A 21,647-nucleotide genomic window follows, 5' to 3' on the forward strand; every position below is an offset into this window, starting at 1 on the left:
CTTATCAGCAAAACCTCCTATTAATTTCCTAATACCTTTTGCTAGTTTATGGTTATATAGTCTCAATGTCAAGGCATACGAAGAGGGTTGATAGTCCTATAGAACAGTAGAACAGGAAGGAAATCCTGGCATGAAATGGATGATAAAATAAAGATGTACTTTTTAAAGTCATCGAGGTTAAAGAGGAATTCAATGTGAATGGAGTGGCGTGAATGACACCAGAGCAGATTGTCCGAACTTTTTTTGAAGAAGTGCGATCAGGTCGGAATCTTGATTATGCAGATACATTAATGGCGGATCAGGTACTGGCCCATCAGGTGATATCGGAAGAGGAAGTGACCGTAAGCAGGACGCCTTCCAATTATGCGGATCATGTGAGAGAAATGCTTCAAGCTTATGGCGAGTTTTCACTTGAGATTCAGGAACTGATTGCACATGGCGATAAAGTGTATGTACGCTGGAGACAAGCGGGTACCCATATTGGGGAAGTGGATGGATATACACCGACCAATCTGCCAGTGATTGAAATTGCCAGTGCCGTTTATCGCGTGCAGAATGAGAGGATTGCAGAATATTGGATTCAGATCGACAGGCTGGGAATTGAAAAACAAATGGAGCGCAATAAGAGCTGAGAATTCAGCTCTTTTTTTGTTAAGTCGATCCCCTTTAGCAGAGGTTTATTTTAAAAAGAATATTTTGCGATGTTTATGAGCCGAGCCATTTAATTCAGACGAAGTTGAACATTAATCCGTGACTGTAAGCGTTCCCGTGTTATAATGAATGAAGTTGTATACAAGTTACTAAAACGTTTTCTGTCATTCCAACTCCATAACCCGAAAGAGAGGTTCAGTGATGATCAGAGCAACGAAAGATAATGAATACTACGAACTGACAAGTCCTACAAGTATGCCCAAGGCATCAGGATTCCTCTGGAACGAAAAGATGATGATCCATATGAATTGCCGGGGATATGCTGTAGCCCAATTCATGCAGCCGGAGCCTGCCAAGTACTCGCATGCGCCAAATCTGGAGGCCAAGACATTCATGCAGCCGGAGCAGCCGTACTATGCCCATCATCCGGGACGATTTGTTTACATCAAAGATGAAGTAAATGGTGAAATTTTCTCGGCTCCGTATGAGCCGGTACGAAAACAAGCGGACAGTTATACATTTGCCGTCGGGAAACATGATATTCGCTGGAATGTTGTAAGCGATGACATCTCTATTGAGATGAGCCTGCGTCTGCCTAAGGAGGATGCCATGGAGCTGTGGCAGGTGAAGGTGAAGAACCTCTCTTCCCATAAACGCAAGCTGAGCATCTATCCGTATTTCACGGTTGGATATATGTCATGGATGAACCAGTCGGGTACGTACGTGGAGGATCTGCAGGGTATTGTTTGTTCGTCGGTCACGCCGTATCAGAAGTATCAGGATTATGCCAAGATCAAAAATTACAGTGACAAAACCTACCTGCTTGCCGATCGTAAGCCTGCTTCATGGGAAGTGAATCATGAGCATTTCGAAGGCGAAGGTGGCATACACGCCCCGTCTGCTTTGCAGCTGGACGCCTTAGAGGGTGGGGATGCGAGATACGAGACACCTGTGGCTGTTCTTCAGTACAGATTGGAATTGGAGGCGGGAGAGGAGCAGGAATATCGGTTTATTTTTGGCCCTGCTCATGATGAGGAAGAGATCGAACTCATCCGGCAGCGGTATTTTATTAAACAGAATACTGAAGGATTAGATGGCTTTGCCTTGGCCGAACAGGAATATGCAGCTTACGTTGCAGAAGGACAGGGGAACATTCAGATCCAGACACCGGATGACGGACTGAATAATTTTGTGAACCACTGGCTGCCACGTCAAATGTATTACCACGGCAAAACGAACCGGCTGACGACTGATCCGCAGACCCGGAACTATCTGCAGGATAACATGGGCATGAGTTATATTCGGCCACAGATTGCGCGTGAAGCATTCCTGACCGCCCTGGCACAGCAGCATGCAAGCGGCGCAATGCCAGATGGAATCATTTTGCACCCGGATGCGGAACTCAAATACATTAACCAGGTTCCTCATACGGATCACTGTATCTGGCTACCTGTCTGTATGAGTACGTATCTGGATGAAACGAATGATTACAGCATTTTGGAGGAGCAGGTTGCATTTGCCGACAGTGAGGAAAAAGCCTCAGTCCTGGAGCATATGAATCTTGCCATGCGCTGGTTAATTCAGGATCGGGACCATCGTGGCCTTAATTACATTAATCAGGGTGATTGGTGTGACCCGATGAACATGGTTGGGTACAAGGGCAAAGGGGTTTCGGGTTGGCTGACGATCGCGACAGCTTATGCGTTCAAGGTATGGGCTGATATTTCCAAGCAGGCGGGGCATCCCGCAGCAGCGCAGCAATTCCGAGAGGAAGCAGATCGGACCAATGCCATAGCGAATGAGTATCTGTGGGATGGCGAGTGGTATGCTCGCGGAATTACGGACGATAACGTCGTTTTCGGAATCAGCAAGGATCAGGAGGGACGTATCTTTATTAACCCTCAGGGTTGGGCACTGATGAGTGGTGCGGCAGACGAAGAGAAGCGAGAGAAGCTGATTCGGGCTGTAGAGGAACAATTGGAGACGCCATATGGTGTGGAAAAGCTGGCACCGTCCTTCACGGCCATGCGGGAGGATGTGGGCCGGGTCACGCAGAAACATCCGGGCAGCGCCGAAAATGGGGCAGTTTACAACCATGCTGCTGCGTTCTACATCTATGCACTGTATTTGGTGGGAGAAAAGGAGAACGCCTATCGTCTCCTGCGTAAAATGATTCCCGGTCCGGATGCAGATGATATCCTCCAGCGGGGCCAGTTACCTGTATTTATCCCGAATTATTATCGCGGGGCGTACAGACAATTTCCACGTACAGCAGGCCGCTCCAGCCATCTGTTCAATACAGGAACAGTACCTTGGGTGTACCGCTGCCTGATTGATGGACTGTTTGGCTTGCAGGGGCACGCCGAAGGATTGCTCGTTCGCCCGCAATTGCCTGCGGATTGGAACGAAGCATCGGTGACGCGATTGTTCCGCGGGGCCGAGCTGCATGTGAAGCTGCAGCGGGATGCGTCTGTACGTGAGACCGAAGTGTATGTTAACGGTCAATTGATTGAGGGTGACATCATCAAGGATGTTCGAGCTGAGTTGAAATATGAGGTACTGGTGAAGCTTCCTTTGTAAAGGGTTGAGCAGATTACGATGAATATTGAACAGCTTGAACAGTGTGCTAAAAACGAGCTAATTACAGAAAAATGCCTTTCTTATTATATAAGGAAGGCATTTTTTGTGATGTGATATCACTGTGCGTATATGTATGGCTGATGAATAAAATCTGGAGCAGTTGATGCTCAGACTTGGTTGAATTCTTTGACCCTGTACCAATACTTATAGACCTCCGAGTAACCGAGCTTGGCATAAAGTCTTAATGCGGGTCGGTTATTCGCTACCACCTGCAAGTAACTGGATGTGGCACCCTGTCTTTTTCCCCAATGGAGGAGATGCAGAATCATCTGTTCAGCGAGTCCGCGGTTGCGATAGTTCACATCTGTAATGATATCGTACAAGCCGATATAGCCGCGTTCCACAACGCCGAGCCCACAGGCAACGACTTGCCCGTCGACGGAGAGCGAGATGAGGGCCTTGCATGTGCGGATGTTGGACAGCATCTGTGTCATGGTTCTCCGTTGCAGGTTATTCACCTGGTTCAGCCGGCAAAAGTGGTCCAGCCACTCCTCTGTCAACTGCTCGTCGATTTGTACGAAAGAGTGTTTCGGTTCCTGTAAATGTTCCAGACTGCGGGTCTGAATGCTGGAGTGGTCCACAATGACATAACCTTTGTCCTGCAAGAGCTGGTCCAGATGATTCGGGTGAATAAAAGGTGTGATTTTAAAAATCGTACTGAGCTGATTGGAAGCATAAATTTGTTCACACTCATCAATCTTGGCATGCACGTCCTGTGTTGAATAATGGATGGGCTGTATGGAGTTGGCACGCTTCGTATACCCATTGGCAAAACGCAGAACCCAGCCATCGTAGAGCAGGGTGGATAAGGGCTGCCAGTGATTGAGGGATAGTTCCTCAATGGTTTTGTGGTCAGCTTCAGTCATAGGATTCATGGCGGTATCCTCCATTTCTATCACGTTATTTAGTTGCTTAAAATGTTGTGAAGTAGCCGTTCCGGTTACGAATCATTCTTCCGATCGCTGTTATTCCCAGATTTCTTTTTTATTCCCTTTTTAAAAGGGAGAAATCTGGGAATAAATGCGAACGCTACGCTTCTTCAGAATCGATTTGGCCCCTGCTCTACTTCCGTATTTCATATCAAAGATTAAAGTTGAGATTTAACAAATAATAATACATATAAATGAATAAAAATACAATAATACTTAATTAAATATCTAATTGTTGTGCAGATGAGCTCGCGATGGTATACAATCGTATTGAATTGAGAACTTGAAAGAAGCGGAGCACAGCATGTTAACGATCAAATTAAACGAACACGTCATTCAATGTCATATGGTATATGGTAAACGCAAGAAAGTATCGATCACAATGGACCTGCCCTACATGGTTACCATTAAGGCGCCTAATGGTACGAGCGAAGAGATGATTAAGCAGCTTGTAGAGCAGCACGGTGAGGTTATTTTGAAGAAATCGGCCCTCATGCAGCATGCCTTGGAAGGACCCCAGGCCAAGGCGTACGAGGAGGAAGGCAAGGGTACATTTTTGCTCTTTGGCAAGGAGCATGCCCTGCATGAATTAATTGAGGTAGAAGGACTTGGGGAAGAGGAGCTGCGGGCAAATCTGAAGAAGTTTTATTTTGCCGAGTGTAAAAGGGTTATTGGTGAACGCATCGGTCGCTATCAACAGGAGCTAAAGGTGAAGCCGAAGACAGTAGACATTGTGGAATCAGCCACCAAGTGGGGCAGCTGCAGCTGGGACAAAAAGCTCACATTCAACTATCGTCTGGCGATGGCACCACTGGAGGTCATTGATTATGTCATCATTCATGAGCTGTGCCACATTCATCATATGAACCATGATCGTTCCTTCTGGCGACGTGTCGGCAGCATCATGCCGGATTACAAAGTGAAGGAAGATTACCTGATGCGCAATGGCCGTGCCATGACGTTGTAAAAATTATATCCGTACCACGGCCCTGCTCGATGCACCCGTGGTGGAAGGAGTCCAAGATGGCTGAGGGTAACCATTATTCTGTACTGGTGGATGAGTATATCTCGGGGTTTACTCCAGATGTACAAGTAAGACTGCAGGCATTGAGACAGATTATTCGCGAGTCTGCACCGAATGCGGAGGAGAAAATCAGCTACCAGATGCCAACGTATGCCTTGCATGGGAATCTGGTTCATTTTGCCGCATACAAGAATCACATTGGATTCTATCCTGCTCCCAGCGGAATCGAGGCATTTCGGAAGGAACTCTCCGTTTACAAAGGAGCCAAGGGTTCAGTACAGTTTCCCCTGGGTCAACCATTGCCGGAAGAACTCATCCGCCGAATCGTTGCATTTCGGGTGAAGGAAAATGTGGAGAAGGCAGTGGAAAAGAAACGAAAGAAGTAGTGAGTTTCTGAGAGTAAGACCATTGGGATTCAGCAGTAGGAAAACAAATAGACCGTTACCTTTTTCCAAGAGGACGGTCTTTTTTGTGTTTTATTAAAATTTCACAGACACACCTTAGGCTGCACGCGAATTCAGCGATTTTTCAGTTAAAGCCATTATACTGTTTTCGAATCCTGTACTCGAAAAGGAGTTTTGGCATGTCTAAGGTGATCCATAAGACGCTTTATCTCATTCTTGTTTTCTTTGTTGGTTTGTTTATCGTTTCATCTTTGTTTGTGCGGGCGCAGTACAATTATGGCCTCTATGGAGACAATCCCATCCTGGGAACACAGCAATGGGGCATTTTCCTTCCGGTAATCATCCTGCTTCTTTTAACGGGTATCGGACTCTACAGGCTCTGCCTGAGATTGAACAAGTACGGTCCGAAAGTAGTCGTTCCGCTGGTTCTGCTGTGTTCCATGGCGATTCAGATCGGAATCATCTTTGTGTTTCCAAGAGTGCCGACCGACGACTCACAGACGGTGGTTTCTCTTGCCATGAGCATGCTCTATGATCAGGATTATTCCTCGTTCGAAACGGGTGGATATCTTCACATGTTCCCGTTTAACTTTTCCATCGTGTTGTATTTAAAAACACTGCTGTACCTGTTCCCGGATAACTATCTGGTGATCAAGCTGTTTAATATTTTATTTTCAACGGTTACAACCTTTATGATTTATCTCATTTATAAGCAGCTGAACCCCAAATCTAAGGAACGGGATTACGGCGTTTTAATTTTTGCAGCGACGTACTTGCCTTCCTTGTTCTTGAACAACCTGATTTACAACGATGTGATTGCAACGGCATTTCTGACATCCTGTTTATACTTTTTGCTTCGGTTTGTGCGTGAAAAATCCTGGAAAGCCATTCTTCTTGCTGCCATTTTTCTCGCGATCGGAAACTACTTCCGCAGTATCGGCGCCATTGTGCTGATTGCCGCAATCTTGTACATCCTGCTGAATATGCGGGGTATCGGCTTCAAGAAGGTGCTGGGCTCCATCGCTGTACTGGCTATTTTGTTTAATGTCCCGGGTTGGACCCAAAATGCCGTGCTGCAATCCACAGGTGTGGCAAGCGAACCGGTCGGTGAGAATTCGGCACCCGTCTATATGTGGCTGAACATGGGAATTAACCTTGAACGATTCGGATTCTGGGACAATATGGAGAGCTACCAAATTTATCAGAGGCAGGCCAATTACAATAAAGCTGATAGCACAGAACTCTTTAAGCAGGAAATTGAATCGAAGCTGTCGGAAGCGAGTGTAAGTGATCTGATCCAAATGTATTATAAAAAGATCATATGGACCTGGACCGAAGGGACGTACCAGATGGATCGATACGGAATTGGCAATGAAAGTGCCTCTGGTATGGGGAGAGGAAGAGCAGGCGGAATCGCAGGTTCCTACAGTTATACCAATGGGGTAACGGACTTGTTCCAGGGGGATTCTGTCTATCGAACGGCTGTGCTTTGGGTAGTATATGTGATGAATTTTATGATGTACTGTTTTATTTTCGTCCGGTTGGTTCGTGGAATTCGCGCCAAACGATATGATGAAGTCTCGTTGATCCTGGTGATTCTCGGATTTATCGGTTTCTATATCTTATGGGAGATCAAATCACGCTACATCTATCCTGTATATCCAATGCTTATCGTGTTGTCTTATATGGGATTCAAAGATTTGTATGAGATGATGTTCCACAGAAAACTCGGTTGGGGACGGCCATCCCTGAGAAAAGGGTGATCCTATGCGAAAAAATAACTATTTTACCTATGTTCTGATCTTACTGATGGGCTGTTCTGTTCTGCTCGCTGCTTGTGATGTGATTACAGCCCAAACCATTACCAATACCGGTTCTGCGCAAGGTATGAATGGTGGTGGGATGATGAACGGTGGCCCTGGTATGAACGGAGGGACATCGAGAGGTGGGGGCACAGGCATGAATGGCCGAACAGGGAGCCCGAGTGAAATGGGTGGCATGATGAATGCCGATCTTGATCTTACAGGCAGAATTATCTCCATCGACGGGAATACGGTCACTGTGGAATTGCTTGAGTTTCAGGACAACTCATCACAGAACTCCAATAATCAGGGTCAGCAAGGGGGCGCTCCCGGCAGAAGTATGGAGATGAATGAAACCGGAGTTGAAATGAAGTTGAATCTAAATGCGGATATTACCATCACTGAAGGTATGGCGATGGGAGGACGGGGTAGTACCAGTCCAAACACCACTTCAACACTCCAGATGTCTGATCTGAAAGAGGGAGATGTTATCATGGTCTGGTACAAGGAGAATACGGAAACGGTGGAACGAATGGCTGTTATCCAGTCCTAATAACGATTGCGTACAGTACTGGGTTGGAGTAATATGGAAATAACTTGATTCCCGAAGGGAGTGAGCGTCATGAAACGACGGGCTAAGATGATGAAATGTGTGACTACAATTAAGGTAATGATGAACTGAATAGATGCGGTAGACAGATGGAGACAGAACGAGGTGAAAGCTGCTTCGGATGGCTATTTGAAGTCTCCCGGGATATAGGGATATAACTGCTCATTTTCTGGTGTTGATGAGGTTTGTTTGCTCATGCATTTCGCAAATGACTCATGCATCACGAAATTTTTAAGCCGCAGGCATAGCCTGCGGCTTTTTGCGCGCAAAAACAGCCGTTCGAAATCTAAATGAGTTCTACATTAAATGGCCGAAAAGGAGAACTGCCCATGCTAAAATTAAAATATTTATTTCACAATAGCGATCTCGCCGAGATGATTTTGAAAAACTGGAGTTATGACCCCGAGTCGCTGGATATGTTCCGGTATTATCGTATATCTTCAAACGCTGTGTATCCGTTCAGGGATCAGGGAGAGATCAGCATGCTTCGCTTTGCCCCAGCCCTGGAAAAAGATAAAACCAATCTCAGTGCTGAACTGGAAGTGCTCAGCTATCTGCATCAGTGCCAATATGGAGCGATGGAAGCAGTGCCTTCTCGTGCAGGAACAGAGCTCTTGGAGGTCCAAACACCCTGGGGCTTGTATTTTGCCTCTGTATTCAAGCGGGTACCCGGTATGCAGCTGAGCAGCACAGATCTGAATGACCAGGTACTCTACAACTATGGTCAGGCACTGGGCAAGCTGCATCATCTGGCTCGTGAATATACGCCGGTGCGGGCGAAACGCTGGAGTTATACCGATGTGCTGGACTGGATGCAGGATATTTTGAGGGGTTTTCCAGATGAGACTGCTGCTGTTCATGAAGTGAAAATGCTCCGTACACATCTGTCGACCTGGCCTGTAACGAAACAAAATTTCGGATTCATTCACTACGATTTTGAGTTGGATAATGTGTTCTATGATGCGGAAAGTCAGTCCTGTTACGCCATTGACTTCGATGATGCCATGTATCATTGGTACGCGATGGATGTGGAGCAGAGTCTGGACAGTTTGCGTGAGGAAACGAAGCCGGAGCAATGGGAGCAGAGGAAGCAAATGTTCATGCAGGGGTACTGGGCGGAAGAAGGAGAACGCTATGATATGGAATCGATGTTTCCGGCTTGCAGGCGCTTTGCCAATCTATACGGGTATGTACGTATACTCCGGTCAGCATCAGAGCATTGGGAGCATGAGCCGGATTGGATGAGCGGTCTGAGATCAAGGCTTGCTGAAAGGATGAACGAAGTGGCACAAGGATTTGGTCAGGCGATTATTTAATATAAATCCAAAAAAGAGCACAGGCTATTTCCGTAAAAGGAAGTCCTGTGCTCTTTACTTTTTATGTATTGTCATGTTTAGTCCAGACTCAGATCAAAATCAGGCTCACACATATAATCAATCGGATAGAGATCATCTCTGGCTGAGATTAATGCACGAAGGTGAAGATAAAGATTGTTCGGCTGTACCGCCACACCATCAACACGGTAAGGAGCAAGTTCGGCTGCGACAAATACATCTTCTGCATCATTACATCTGAAAATGACATTGTTCGGGTTAATTACTTCTTCCGGGTAGCTGTAAGTCATCACGTGAAATGCTTGTCCGCGCCAATTGGTCTTGATCACTTTATAGGACTGGGTCTTCACCAGATCGATATAGCGTTCCAACGGAAAGGTATGTTCAAATTGCGTGATATACCCCTTTTTATCCACATCAATCGTAAATTCCACATCATAGCTCGCGTGAAATTCTTCCTTATAGGTTCCCTTCATGATTTTCATCGCATCAAAATGAGACCCGAAAGCCTGGTCTTCCACATAGGGAATAGCAACAAGCCCAGGATCAACATGATCGGTAATTTGGCTACTGCCTGAGATTCCCTTACTAATCTTTGATGGCTGTAGATCAATCGATCCGATCATTTTTCCAGCATAGGCTGGACTACAGGTTATTCGCATAGTCATCTCCTTTGTTGTTAATCAGTAATTAGACGAAAGAGGCAGGCGAAAGTTTCACTAGAGATAAGGAAAATGTGATAAATACGATACGAGATCACTGGACATATAAAAACACCAGGAATATAGAGATTTGGATAATTTTTATTGATGTAAAAGAATGACATAAACAATTTTGATCTTTTATGATCAAGTTATCGTTAGTTAAATTGAGGGGGTGAGGGAGCGTTGGATGATGAAGAGTTGATTCATGAGATTCGTAAAGGCAGCCGGGCTGCGATGGAAGTATTGGTGAAGCGGCATTATCATTCGATATTTGCTTATGTGTACCGGAAAACGGGAGACTATCACACCGCTTATGATTTAACCCAAGAGGTATTCGTGAAAATGATGAAGTCTCTTGGCGGCTATCGGGAGAACGGGAAATTCAATCACTGGCTGCTGAAAATTGCAGTGAATCATTGCATGGATTATTTTCGGGGACGCGAGTTCAAACAGCAAAACAGAGTTAGTGAGTTAACGGAAGAGGCGCTCCCTGCAAGTGAGCACCAGAATGTGTGGAACATCTTCTATAAACGGCTTCAGAACGACCAGGTCAGGCAGGCGGTAATGAGTTTGCCTGAACAGCAGCGGGACGCAGTCATTCTGAACTATTACAATGGACTGAAGATCAGGGAAGTAGCCGAACTGACGGGAACCAACGAATCGACGGTGAAATCACGCATACGGTTGGGCATAACGAAATTAAAGGAGATCATTGTGGGAGGTGAGCGTGATAAAACGTACAGGAAGCCAAGATAAAAGGAAGCATATTGCTGAATTGGAGATGGAGGAGTACACCGAGATTGCCCCTTATTTAGATGACTATGTGGTTGAGTTTCCATCCGAGATAGAGATCGATCAGACGATCAGGGCACTGGGGGCACACATGCCGGGACAGCTGAGCGATCATCTACAACAATCCCCTGGGAGGTCACTAAAAGAATTGTTCCAGCTCGTTTGGGGTGAGGTGATGATTTTCCACAAATCGTACTGGCTGGTATGTGCATTGCTTTTGTTGTGCGGATTCTGGTTGGGAACCCGCAGCACCATAAACCCGTACATGAGTGGGCTTGTACTGGTACCCGTCCCCTTTGTTCTCGGACTGCTGGAAGTATTCAAAGGTCGGGATCTGGGACTGATGGAAATCGAGTTGACCTGTAAAATTACGGCACAGCAGCTGATGCTCACCCGTTTGATCGTCGTGCTCGCGGCAAATATGGCATTTGTGGTGCTTCTTATGCTGGCGGTATCCGGGGGAGCAGGAGGTTCCATTTCATGGGGTGCCATCGGTCTATGGTATACGCAGCTAATAATTGCGGCAGGGGCTAGTTTGTGGCTGGCTATGCGTGTCCGGGGTGGGACAGCTGTTAGTATTTTCTTGGTCGTATGGTTTGGACTCTTATGGCTTGTATTAAGCAATCCACAATTCATTACCCTGGTGCAATCGATCCAGACGCCAGTTCTTATTGCACTCGCATTATGCGGAGTGATTCTGTTGATCAGTCAGATCGGTCAGATGACGCGAAAATATACATCTCAAACGGAAAGAGGTTATTCCTTTGATATTGACCATGGATAACGTATCCAAGAAGTACAGAAACAAGTGGGCTGTAAAATCGTTCTCGCTGGAACTGTCCAGCGGTGGCGTTTATGGTCTGCTCGGTCCGAATGGAGCGGGCAAAACAACATTGCTTCGCATGCTTGTAGACATCTCCAGGCCAACGTCGGGACAAATTATGTTGGATGGACAATCCATTGAACAGATGGGAGACGGTTATCGCGGTTTATTGGGCTATATGCCGCAGCGCTTTGGATTTTATAATCGTTTCAGTGCTCATAAATTTCTCATGTACATGTGTTCGTTGAAAGGGTTGGGTGTGACTCAAGCCGCTGTTCGTGTGCAGGAGACATTACGAATGGTTGATCTGGAACAGCAGGCACAGCATAAAATTCGTACGTTCTCTGGAGGCATGAGGCAGAGGCTCGGAATTGCACAAGCCTTGCTGAATGATCCGCAAATTCTAGTTCTTGACGAACCCACCGCTGGCCTTGACCCCAAGGAACGTATTCGCTTTCGCAACATTATCGGCGAGTTGGGAAGAGACCGGATTGTACTGTTATCGACGCATATTATCTCTGACCTGGAATTCTCGTGTAAGGAAATGATTCTGATGAACGAAGGTCAACTGATCACTCGGAACACGCCGGAAGAAATCATGAACAATATGAGAGGCAGCGTTTGGACGGCAACGTTAACGGAGCAGCAGCTTGCTGAACTTGCCTCTCATTTCAAGATAAGTGGCTTGTCCTATCAGTCTGATGGCATTGTAGCCAGAATCTTGGCGAAAGAACGGCCTGTCCCACAAGCTATACCAGAGCCACCTCGACTTGAAGACGTATATATGCACTATTTTGATGAGGAGGCCACATCGTGATTCGGTTGACCCAGTTCGAATTTATTAAAATGATGACACGTAAAAGCGTTTATCTGGCACTCGCCGGGCTGCTTGTGCTTCTTGTTTTATACGCCTGTCTCGGACATTCCGGGCCATTGAACGGTACATCATATTACAAGCCCTATGAAGGAGCCATTACGGAGGAGAAAGTTCAGGCCGCGAAGGATGAGATGCAAAGCGAGGGTTATAGTGAAGAAGAGAATCAGAATCGATATGGCGTATTTTATGAGATCTCCATATTTTCGCCGGAATCCATAAAAAACTACACCAGATATGATGATAGCGGGAAGGCCATGGAACGAACCGTAACCGTCTCGGAAATTCACTACAATAAACCATGGGGCTATCTGTTGGAATACATTGATCAATTTGGAGTGCTCTTTATGATGATCATGATTCTGCTGGGAGTGGCACCCGTATTTGCAGAGGAATATACATTGGGAACGGCAGCATTACTGCGCAGCAGCAAACGTGGGAAAAGCCAAATCGTATCAGCTAAATTGATGGCTTCCATGGGATATGTGATGCTATGCGTCATCTTATTTACAAGTGTCAACTTGCTGATTTACTGGTTAAGGTTTGGAAATTTGGGTGGGGCAGGTACACCTATTCAGAGTGTCGGGATGTATTTTCGGGGCTTTGACTATGAGTTCACCCCTTATCGGTTATCGGCAGTTCAGTATTATGGAGTACAGTTTGTCACTCACCTAGCAGGCAGCCTGGTCTTTGGATGCATTGTGTTGTGCGTCTCTGCGCTTAGTTCAACGCCGTTTGCAGCCATAGTCATTAATGTTGCGATTGTAGGCGTGCCTTATCTGGCATTTGATGTGTTGAACTTTAACCCGGGATGGGCCAAGTGGATTGAGGACTTTTCATTCAGTACCATGATGCGGGTAACGAGGCTTTTTCAAACTCCGGCTAGCTATTCCATATTTGGGCTGGAGCTGTCCTATTTGAATTTGTATCTGATCATCATGTCTGTAGTTACTATAGTAATTTTATTTGGCACATATCGTACGTTCCGCAATCGCGAGGTTTTTTCTTAATAGAAAAATATGAGGGAACATTACGTTATTGCAAAATCAGGTCCGCAGATTCTGCGGGCTTCTTTTTATGTTGTGGAACATGATGTGATATTTCCAATCGTCCTGCTCTTTTGATACAGTAACTGTAGTACAACACAGCGGAGGTATAACGATATGGAACATTCGCTCCAGGAGCTGATGCGCAACGCCCGAGCGGAAGAGAATACCTTTTTGTATATGCTGTATGAAGAAGCGCGTTTGATCAGTTGTTATTCTCAGCTGGTTGATTCCAGGTTAGGTTTGTTCTCCATCGAAATTCCGGCAGCCCAATGGACGGTGTTTGAAGCCGATGAGTTGGCTCCGGAAGCGATACAGCAATTGTGGAAATATATTATGAGCGAGTGGTTCCCTAATACCTCTTACAAGCATGCGGGAATTCCGAAGCTCGAAGTGTACAGGGGTCAAGGTGAACGACCTCAAGTGTGGATACCGGTTAAACCTATTTAGTTCATTAGGAGGATTCATATGTTATCGAGTAAAGTGATTGAACATTGCCAGAACCAAGGCTGGTGGCATAAAGATGTGCCCAAGGAGTATGAAGAAGCATTACAGAAACTGAATATTGACCTTCAGTCTGATTTTGCACAGTTTTATCTGCATGCAGATGATGGTCCCACCTTTTACAGCAGGCATCAGGAGATTTATCAGATCTGCTGGGTTATGGAAAATACCGTGTATTTGGAAGATATGACGGTGGCTCAGCTCACGCTGGGATTGCCTGAAGCTTACATACCGCTGGACAGCTTCGAAGGGGAAGGCGGATTCTTTTATAATCGGCAGACTGGAGAAGTGGTTCTGGTGGAGCTTGGTGAGTCGATCGAACGCTTCCTGCGCGGCGAGGGCAGCCCGCAATGGCCTGATTTTAATACATTTCTGGAATGGTATTTTCAACTGGAGGAGGAGAAGGCATCATGAAAGAATTGAAGCCTGAACATCCCGAATTGGAGCAACAGATTATTGAAATGGTTGAGGCAGGCAACGTTCTGGATGAAACGCAGCAGCATGAACAGGCCCTGATCTATTATGATCAAGCCTGGGGCATGTTACCCGAGCCGAAGACAGACTGGGAAATAGCCAGCTGGATTGCTTCCTGTCACGCGAATGCACATATGGACTTGGGGCAGTATGCGCTGGCGAAGCCCTGGGCGGAAATATCACTGCAAACCCGAGGTTCGGATATCGATACGGGTCCGCTCATTGAGCTGGGTACCATCTGCATGAGACTGGAACAGCATGATGAGGCGTATTCTTACCTGCATCGCGCCTATGAGTACGGCAAGGAACGCTCATTTCAAGGCTGCCCGCCTGACGTGCTGCACTATTACAAGGAACAGAAGATGAAGCGTGAACGAAACTGATTCTACTGGATCACAAAAAGAAAAGGGTACCCTGTCTGCCAAAACATTATTGGCTTTGGGTTACCCTTCTTTTATTTTTCAAGATCATACTGGAACGGAGGGGGTAGAAATAATCTGAAGAAGCGAAGCGTTCACCTTTATCACCGGATTTCTTCCTTTAATAAAAGAATCAAGGAAATCTGGGGATAACAGTGATCGGAAGATTGTTCTACAACCGCAGTGGTAAAATATGATCTTTCACTGGCTTAATTTTTCGCCCCATAAGGGAAAAATTCTTCTACAAGATCCTGTGGTGATATCGACACAAAGACGTGATCCAGCTCGGTTTTACTGGCAAAATCCATGATGTCCCCGGTGTAATACCTCGGATCAATCACGTAAATCTCGGACACAACAGTGGACAGGAAGGAGATCATTGGCACGGCGAGCGAGTCCTTGATGAACATGACTTTCAGTCCGTCCGGATTGTCCTTGTTCACGACATGAACAATCCCCTGATTCCCGTACAGGTACGTGAAGTACTTATCTGCGGTCAGATCATAGGTAGCTCCTTGCACATTGAGCGGATACGTGGTGAGCAGCGCATCCTCGAAGCGCCCGTTCAGTGCAGCTTCCGTCTCGCCTGTCTTGAAGTAGAACGAATAGTTCGTCTTGAATTTCGGGTAGATCAGATCGAAATCATCTGCACCCGCGAAGTATTTACCGGCTTTGCGGCCCTGAGATCCGATAAAGATATCTTCATATGGAATCACATTGTAGTTATGGATATCCGTATAATAATGATCCGGGTACAACGGCTTGGCGTACATGCCATCCAGATGATTCACGAGCTGGCCGAAGGCCCAGAACGCCGTCTTGATTTTCCAGTGATGGTCCGTTGTAAAAAAGAGATCCTTCGCCGGAATGCCGCTCTCCAGCAAGCCTTCACGCAGGTCAAGTGTATCGATCCCATCCTGCTTCAGATTGGCAAGAAAGCCGTCGGCAGTCTCGTTGTTATAGTTGTACGGAATGCCTTCCGGGAAGGTAGTATATCCACGTACGTATTTGTCCGGAGTCATGACGTAGGTCAGCTTGGTTTGAGGAGCCAGATGCGCTCCAAGCGCAGCAACCCGGTCGGACAAGTCTTTCGTATACGTTGGACCGTTGGCAAAATAGGTATAGTGCAGCTTGCCCTCCATGTCTTTCACGACCTCGAAGTTGTTCTCCTCACTTTTCCACATGAGGGACTGCAAGTATCCATAGGCTTCCACGAAGCCGAACTTTTCGAAGACATGTTCATTAATGTCCGCATCCAGCTGGTGGATCAGTCCTTTGGTTTCAGAAATATCGTAATCTCTGGATGTCAGCGTTTGTTTGATTGGTCCGAAGGACTGAATCATATTTAGAACAGAGAGCGTCACCAGCACGAGAATGAAGAGGAAAGCGGTGATTCTCTTTTTGCCAAGAAAGTTATGCATGCTTGTGTGCCTTCTCTCAGAAATTAAAATAGATAAACGGATTGTACGTACCCTTGACCAGATACGATACGCAGACCAGGAACAATAGAATGATTGTCAGCGGATAAACCAGCTCCAGCGGTTTGCGGAAACGGGCGCCATCGACCATCAATTTGTTCATCCGGGTGGCGATCGGCATGCAGAACAGAATGCCCAGAATGAAGAAGAATGCATATTCCTTGAGGAACATCCAGGTTGTATCACTCCAGAACCCATTGCCGTACAGTCCAAACATATTGCCCAGATAGTGACCCGCCTGCAGGAGATCCGGTGAACGGAAGATGACCCAGCCGATGACGACAATAAACATGGCATAGAGATGCCTTAGCGGGATGAAGCGTGTTCCTTTGTCAAAGTTGAAGATCTTCTCCAGCGCGATGAACGCAAAGTTAATTAATCCCCACACCACAAATGTCCACTCCGCACCATGCCATACGCCGGTAAGTCCCCAGACGACCAACAGGTTGCGAATCATTTTATCCTTGTTGGTGACACGGGAACCGCCCAGCGGGAAGTATACATATTCCTTGAACCAGGTACCGAGCGAGATATGCCAGCGGCGCCAGAATTCGGTGATGGATCTGGAGATGTACGGATATCTAAAATTCTCTTCAAACTTGAAGCCGAACATCAATGCCAGACCAATGGCCATATCGGAATACCCCGAGAAGTCAAAATAAATCTGCAGTGTATAGGCAATCGCCCCAAGCCACGCCAAACTGGAGGACACTTCGGATGTGCCTCCCATGCTGAAGATATGATCGGCGACGATCGCCATGCTATTGGATAGCAGCACCTTTTTGCCCAAGCCCACAATGAACCTGCAGCAGCCTACCGCGAACTTGTCCCAGCTCTCTTTGCGATTCACCATCTGATCCGCAATCGTGTTGTACCGCAGAATCGGTCCGGCAACGAGCTGAGGAAAGAAGGAGATATACAATGCAACGTAAAAGAGATTTTTCTGAACAGCCCCGTGTCCACGATAAACGTCAATCACGTAGGAAATGCCGTGGAAGGTGAAGAATGAGATGCCCAGCGGCAGGGCGATGTTCGGAATGCTGAGTCCGAAGCCCGTATTCTCGTTCACGATGCGCAGCGCAAAGGCCAGGTATTTGAACACAAACAGCATGCCGAGGTTGACGATCAACATCATCGTAATGATGGTGTAGGCTGCATTGCGCCGTTCCCTGAACTTGTCCACAAGCAGAGCGAAGACATAGTTGAAAACGATCGAGGCCAGCATGATCAGGACGAACCAGGGTTCACCCCAAGCATAGAAGAACAGACTGGCGACTAGAAGCAGCATGTTTTTGAGCGTAACCGAGAATTTCAGTACGTAATAGAGCCCCAGAACAAGCGGGAGAAAGTAAAATAAAAAGACTACACTGGAAAAGAGCACTGCCTTTCCTCCTTGAGGATCATATAAGAATGCAGCATGTGTCCAGGCTAAAGAAAGACAGGCGGTACCTGCATCCAGGGATGTGGTCCAGCCTGCCGGAGTTCAGCCTTACATGCTGAATGGACGTCTCGCCCGGCGCTGAGCACGGCGGGCACGCCTTTTTTGGGCACGAGGTGTGTTCCTGCCCTTCCGCCACAGCCAGTAGGCAGCAAGCGTAATGATTCCGGCTGCCGTCACGACAATGCGGATAAGCCATTCCACCCATGGCTTCATTAGCGGATTGGAGGGGGTTAACACCTTGGTTACCTGATCAGGAGACGGAATGGAGCGCTTCGTTCCATCCTTCTCCTGAACATTCATGGCCGTAGAATTGTCCAAGATAACAGGATAAGCCAGGTTCCATTTTCCATCCACGAGTGCACGTATGGTCAGACTTTCAGGTTGAACGGCAGTCTGAAGCGTAAGCAAACCATCAGGTGTAATGGTTGCTCCCTGCACAGGGCTGTCCAACCGAAATGAAACGTTCTGTACCTCTTTGCTTGATGAAGATCGTACGTCGTATTGAGCAATGGATTCACCGACTTCCGGCCTTACCATCCGCTCGTCTCCCGTAATCTGAAGTGTGGTTAAGTCATTCTCCACAGCGGCTTGCTTTTGGGATACAGGCTTGATGTTTCCGACCCGGAAGTTCAGTTTGGCATTCTCGGTGGTCGTCGTCGAGATGCCCCAACCGGTGATTTTGCCCAGCTTCACCTGGCCAGTCGTCTTGGCCTTGTCCTGAACCATCAGACTGGAAAAGGGGATGCGGATCTGTCCGACAAATCCCGGCTCCAGTTGGATCAGACCTGCAACCGGATGAACCAAGGCAGCTTCCTTGGTCGCCTTGGGAATCACAATGACATTCCGATCGTCCGATACCGTAACAGAACTCTGATCTGCTCGGGTAAATACGACATTTAAGGGTAAAGTCTGATCCGATTCATTGCGGATGGAGAAGGTCATTGCACCGTACCTGGACCAATCTCTGTTCCGCAATTCATAGACGTAGGCGGAATAATAGCCTTTTTTGAGTCCCTGCGTAGAGGTGCTGATCTGCAGGCTTCCGGTTTTGTCGACCCTGGCGTTCACTTGGGTCCCATTATTCCATTCACGGATGGTATTCCCGCTCAGATGAAGCTGTTTGGCTTGAACAGCCTGCACCGGAAGCAGGCTCCATAACACGGCGAGACTGGCGATAAGTATCCGTTTTTTCCACTTCTTGATCATGTGTTGCTTGCCTCCGCTCTATAAATAAGCCATCTCGTTGAGTTCATCATCCGAGAAGTGTTTGTCTTTCGCTGTGACGTTTGGACGGCCAGGTTGCCGCTGCTCACTGTTCCACTGTGTAAGCAAAGCCTCTAGTGCCTCCATTTGATGGTTGCGTGCAATGTCCCCGATGTTGGTTACCCGGTAGAGATTGCCGCGTTTGTTGCGCAAGGACTGCACCCATATACACTCCAGCGTCAGGTCCTCGGCAAGAGAAAGGTTCATCTCATAAGCCAGATCATGGCGGGACGTCTCCAGCAGAACATATTCATAGTTAAAATCGAGCAGGGTAACTGCTCCATGCGTGGATGTGTTCACCGTACGGTTCAGCCCAATACGTGCCAGCTTCCGGTTGGACAAGAACTCACTCTGCCCCCGGCGTACAAAATTCAGGCGAATGTCCTCAAACGTGCTAATATCCTTGTCCAGCTTCTGGGGAAGCGTAGGCTCGCGGTCATAGATCATGTGAAGCAGCTGACGCTGCTGCTCTTCTGTAATGTCCTTGATGATAAAAGCATACTTCCAGCGATTGCCGATGGATGCCACGTGAGCGACCTTGCCTGTAAACTCACTCGTATATCGATCGTTAACTAGCCTGATGCTGACCTCAACATCGCTTGGAATGTATTTCGGCTTATCCAGCATCACGGATATTCCGCCTTCCGACAGATCATGCGTAAGGCAGGAGATCGTCTCCCCTTCGGTCGTAATCATGCAGTCCACAGAAGCGAGTGAACGCTCGTGGTTGCGGAATACTTTGCGCCCGGCGAGGAAGAAGATGGACATCATGATGTTGTAGAAGTTGATCAACAGCCAGTACAGCACCACAAGGAAACCAATCGTGCCCTGACTGAACGTCCAGTGAATGCAGTTTACAATACCAATGATGGACAGCACGGCCAGGATCAGATGGGGAATCATCTGTTTGATCTGGTAGTTCCGGTCATCATTTTGCGCACCATCTTTGCGGGTCACGACGAATTTGTTCATTGTGATGCCAAGCGTCTCCAGAATGACGGCTGGCAGCAGGGACGGGAACAGAATGGTTTCATAGACATTGGTCCATTTGGTGGTTCGAATATTGCCTGACAGCATGCGCAGACAGGTATTGGTCAGTAAATACATCGGCAGCCAAAATATCAAAATTTCAAGTATCGTACATTTCACGACAAGAATGCCGAAGACGGCAAACAGAATGGGTGACATGATATACAGCAATCTCTTCAGTCCAGAATACCAGTAGGTAATCGAAGAGATATAGTTTAATTTCTGAGCAAAACTTAAGCCTCTCTTGAACAGCAGATTCATCTTCTTGCCTGTCTGGATACAACCGCGTGCCCAGCGCTGACGCTGCTTGATCAGGCTCTTCAGATCGCCTGGGGCAAGTCCGGATGCGAGTACCTTGTTGGTTGCGAAGCAGCGATACCCTTTGCTCTGCATTTCAATGCCTGTTGCAAAGTCCTCTGTAATGGAACCTGTATAGAAGCCGCCTACGTCTTCCAGTGCCTGTCTGGAGAGAACGGTATTGGTCCCGCCGTAGATCACGGAATTGGATTTGTTGCGTCCCACCTGTACGTCACGGTAGAAATAATCCTGCTCATTCGGAATCCGGTTCTCGGAGTAGAGATTGTACTGGAATTGATCGGGATTGTAGAAACTTTGCGGTGTCTGCACGAAACCGATCTTTTCTCCTGTCAGAAAATACGGAACACAGGACGTCAGAAAATCATGCTTCGGAATCATGTCGGCATCAAAGGTGACGATCAGGGGGGAAGAAGTATGTTTCATGGCGTTGTTCAGATTACCAGCCTTGGCGTGTTTGTGTTCTGACCGGGTCAGGTAGTTGATGCCCAGATGGGCGGCCAGCTCCCGCATCTCGGGACGATTGGAATCGTCACACAAATGAATATGTACTTTGGAACGGTCCGGATAATCCATATTGAGACAGCCGTTAATCGTTTTGAAGAGAAGGGATGTTGGTTCATTGTAGGTCGCAATAAAGACATCCACATCCGGGTATAACGCCTTGTCTACCACCGGAAGCTCGGGATACTCAAGCCGGGTCATATTATAAAAGTGGACGGCCAGTTCAAACATGCCGATGAGTTCGACAATAAGGAGGGCAAGACCGGCGGTCACGGCGAGAGGGCCATGGCCGAAAGGAATCGTGAAGAACGTACGCCAAATGACGTAAATACAAGACATGATCACCGTAGCCGTGACCAAAATCTTGTTGCGTGTACTTAAATAATTCAATGGAATACCTCTCTCTGATGTTTCTGAAATAAATCTGCACTAAAAAAATTAAGATGTGCTCATTGTACTAAAGCATTCTGAACAAATTCTGAAAAAAAACCGTAGGACCCACCCCGTGTAAGGCACGATAAAACACGATTTATACCTCTGATTATGTCGTATATTGATAATTATTGTAGTTATTTGTCGAATAATGC

At 47.0% G+C, this 21,647-nt stretch carries 20 protein-coding genes; 14 read left to right on the plus strand and 6 right to left on the minus strand.

Translation table 11 applies throughout. The features are described from left to right. The first annotated feature begins 212 nt into the window (after window positions 1–212). Complete coding sequence (locus AAIH57_RS09335; protein ID WP_430021431.1) at window positions 213–632, plus strand: ester cyclase; 420 nt, start codon at window positions 213–215, stop codon at window positions 630–632. Window positions 633–852: 220 nt separating this feature from the next. Further along, window positions 853–3,231 carry a GH36-type glycosyl hydrolase domain-containing protein gene (locus AAIH57_RS09340; RefSeq protein WP_430021432.1) on the plus strand — a complete coding sequence of 793 codons (2,379 nt, stop codon included), beginning with the start codon at window positions 853–855 and terminating at the stop codon, window positions 3,229–3,231. A gap of 167 nt (window positions 3,232–3,398) precedes the next feature. Here AAIH57_RS09340 and AAIH57_RS09345 read toward each other — a convergent pair whose 3' ends face one another. Then, on the minus strand, window positions 3,399–4,166 hold the full coding sequence (locus AAIH57_RS09345) for a GNAT family N-acetyltransferase (protein WP_430021433.1): 768 nt from the start codon (window positions 4,164–4,166) through the stop codon (window positions 3,399–3,401). A 358-nt stretch (window positions 4,167–4,524) separates the two neighbouring features. Here AAIH57_RS09345 and AAIH57_RS09350 point away from each other — a divergent pair, with 358 nt between their 5' ends. The 5 genes from AAIH57_RS09350 to AAIH57_RS09370 all read left to right on the plus strand — a co-directional run bounded on the left by AAIH57_RS09350 (window position 4,525) and on the right by AAIH57_RS09370 (window position 9,376). After that, complete coding sequence (locus tag AAIH57_RS09350; protein WP_430021434.1) at window positions 4,525–5,187, plus strand: M48 family metallopeptidase; 663 nt, start codon at window positions 4,525–4,527, stop codon at window positions 5,185–5,187. Between the two features lie 56 nt (window positions 5,188–5,243). Further along, window positions 5,244–5,630: an iron chaperone gene (locus AAIH57_RS09355; RefSeq protein WP_175397765.1), complete on the plus strand. Its 387-nt coding sequence runs from the start codon at window positions 5,244–5,246 to the stop codon at window positions 5,628–5,630. Window positions 5,631–5,827: 197 nt separating this feature from the next. Further along, window positions 5,828–7,411: a glycosyltransferase family 39 protein gene (locus AAIH57_RS09360; protein WP_430021435.1), complete on the plus strand. Its 1,584-nt coding sequence runs from the start codon at window positions 5,828–5,830 to the stop codon at window positions 7,409–7,411. 4 nt (window positions 7,412–7,415) lie between these two features. Further along, complete coding sequence (locus tag AAIH57_RS09365) at window positions 7,416–8,003, plus strand: hypothetical protein (protein ID WP_430021436.1); 588 nt, start codon at window positions 7,416–7,418, stop codon at window positions 8,001–8,003. 386 nt (window positions 8,004–8,389) lie between these two features. Continuing rightward, window positions 8,390–9,376 (plus strand): phosphotransferase enzyme family protein, encoded by a 987-nt coding sequence (locus AAIH57_RS09370; RefSeq protein ID WP_175397761.1) that lies wholly within the window; start codon window positions 8,390–8,392, stop codon window positions 9,374–9,376. A gap of 77 nt (window positions 9,377–9,453) precedes the next feature. On the opposite strand, the gene AAIH57_RS09375 is transcribed toward AAIH57_RS09370, so the two are convergent. Then, window positions 9,454–10,056, minus strand: a complete 603-nt coding sequence (locus AAIH57_RS09375) for a hypothetical protein (RefSeq protein ID WP_430021437.1) — start codon at window positions 10,054–10,056, stop codon at window positions 9,454–9,456. A gap of 225 nt (window positions 10,057–10,281) precedes the next feature. Here AAIH57_RS09375 and AAIH57_RS09380 point away from each other — a divergent pair, with 225 nt between their 5' ends. The 7 genes from AAIH57_RS09380 to AAIH57_RS09410 all read left to right on the plus strand — a co-directional run bounded on the left by AAIH57_RS09380 (window position 10,282) and on the right by AAIH57_RS09410 (window position 14,994). Then, entirely contained in the window at window positions 10,282–10,854 is a 573-nt protein-coding gene (locus AAIH57_RS09380; RefSeq protein WP_246311018.1) for an RNA polymerase sigma factor, read from the plus strand. After that, window positions 10,826–11,674, plus strand: a complete 849-nt coding sequence (locus AAIH57_RS09385; RefSeq protein WP_430021438.1) for a hypothetical protein — start codon at window positions 10,826–10,828, stop codon at window positions 11,672–11,674. The genes AAIH57_RS09380 and AAIH57_RS09385 overlap by 29 nt, the downstream gene beginning before the upstream one ends. Further along, entirely contained in the window at window positions 11,655–12,530 is an 876-nt protein-coding gene (locus AAIH57_RS09390; RefSeq protein WP_430021439.1) for an ABC transporter ATP-binding protein, read from the plus strand. Before AAIH57_RS09385 ends, AAIH57_RS09390 begins: the two co-directional genes overlap by 20 nt. Next, the gene (locus AAIH57_RS09395) at window positions 12,527–13,597 is read left to right on the plus strand and encodes a hypothetical protein (protein WP_430021440.1); all 1,071 of its coding nucleotides are present in this window, start codon (window positions 12,527–12,529) and stop codon (window positions 13,595–13,597) included. Before AAIH57_RS09390 ends, AAIH57_RS09395 begins: the two co-directional genes overlap by 4 nt. Before the next feature lie 153 nt (window positions 13,598–13,750). Next, window positions 13,751–14,083, plus strand: coding sequence for a GyrI-like domain-containing protein (locus AAIH57_RS09400; protein ID WP_430021441.1), 333 nt, complete (start codon window positions 13,751–13,753; stop codon window positions 14,081–14,083). A gap of 18 nt (window positions 14,084–14,101) precedes the next feature. Then, window positions 14,102–14,551, plus strand: coding sequence for an SMI1/KNR4 family protein (locus AAIH57_RS09405; RefSeq protein ID WP_430021442.1), 450 nt, complete (start codon window positions 14,102–14,104; stop codon window positions 14,549–14,551). Then, on the plus strand, window positions 14,548–14,994 hold the full coding sequence (locus tag AAIH57_RS09410; protein WP_430021443.1) for a hypothetical protein: 447 nt from the start codon (window positions 14,548–14,550) through the stop codon (window positions 14,992–14,994). The genes AAIH57_RS09405 and AAIH57_RS09410 overlap by 4 nt, the downstream gene beginning before the upstream one ends. A gap of 245 nt (window positions 14,995–15,239) precedes the next feature. On the opposite strand, the gene AAIH57_RS09415 is transcribed toward AAIH57_RS09410, so the two are convergent. The 4 genes from AAIH57_RS09415 to AAIH57_RS09430 all read right to left on the minus strand — a co-directional run bounded on the left by AAIH57_RS09415 (window position 15,240) and on the right by AAIH57_RS09430 (window position 21,450). After that, on the minus strand, window positions 15,240–16,451 hold the full coding sequence (locus AAIH57_RS09415; protein ID WP_430021444.1) for an alginate O-acetyltransferase AlgX-related protein: 1,212 nt from the start codon (window positions 16,449–16,451) through the stop codon (window positions 15,240–15,242). A 16-nt stretch (window positions 16,452–16,467) separates the two neighbouring features. Further along, window positions 16,468–17,889, minus strand: coding sequence for an MBOAT family O-acyltransferase (locus AAIH57_RS09420; RefSeq protein WP_430021445.1), 1,422 nt, complete (start codon window positions 17,887–17,889; stop codon window positions 16,468–16,470). A gap of 108 nt (window positions 17,890–17,997) precedes the next feature. Continuing rightward, window positions 17,998–19,155 (minus strand): hypothetical protein, encoded by a 1,158-nt coding sequence (locus AAIH57_RS09425; protein WP_430021446.1) that lies wholly within the window; start codon window positions 19,153–19,155, stop codon window positions 17,998–18,000. Window positions 19,156–19,173: 18 nt separating this feature from the next. Beyond that, the gene (locus tag AAIH57_RS09430; protein WP_175397750.1) at window positions 19,174–21,450 is read right to left on the minus strand and encodes a glycosyltransferase; all 2,277 of its coding nucleotides are present in this window, start codon (window positions 21,448–21,450) and stop codon (window positions 19,174–19,176) included. Window positions 21,451–21,647 lie beyond the last annotated feature (197 nt).

Origin of the sequence: Paenibacillus sp. MABNR03 (assembly GCF_050455445.1) — a bacterium.
Taxonomy (GTDB): domain Bacteria; phylum Bacillota; class Bacilli; order Paenibacillales; family Paenibacillaceae; genus Paenibacillus; species Paenibacillus xylanilyticus.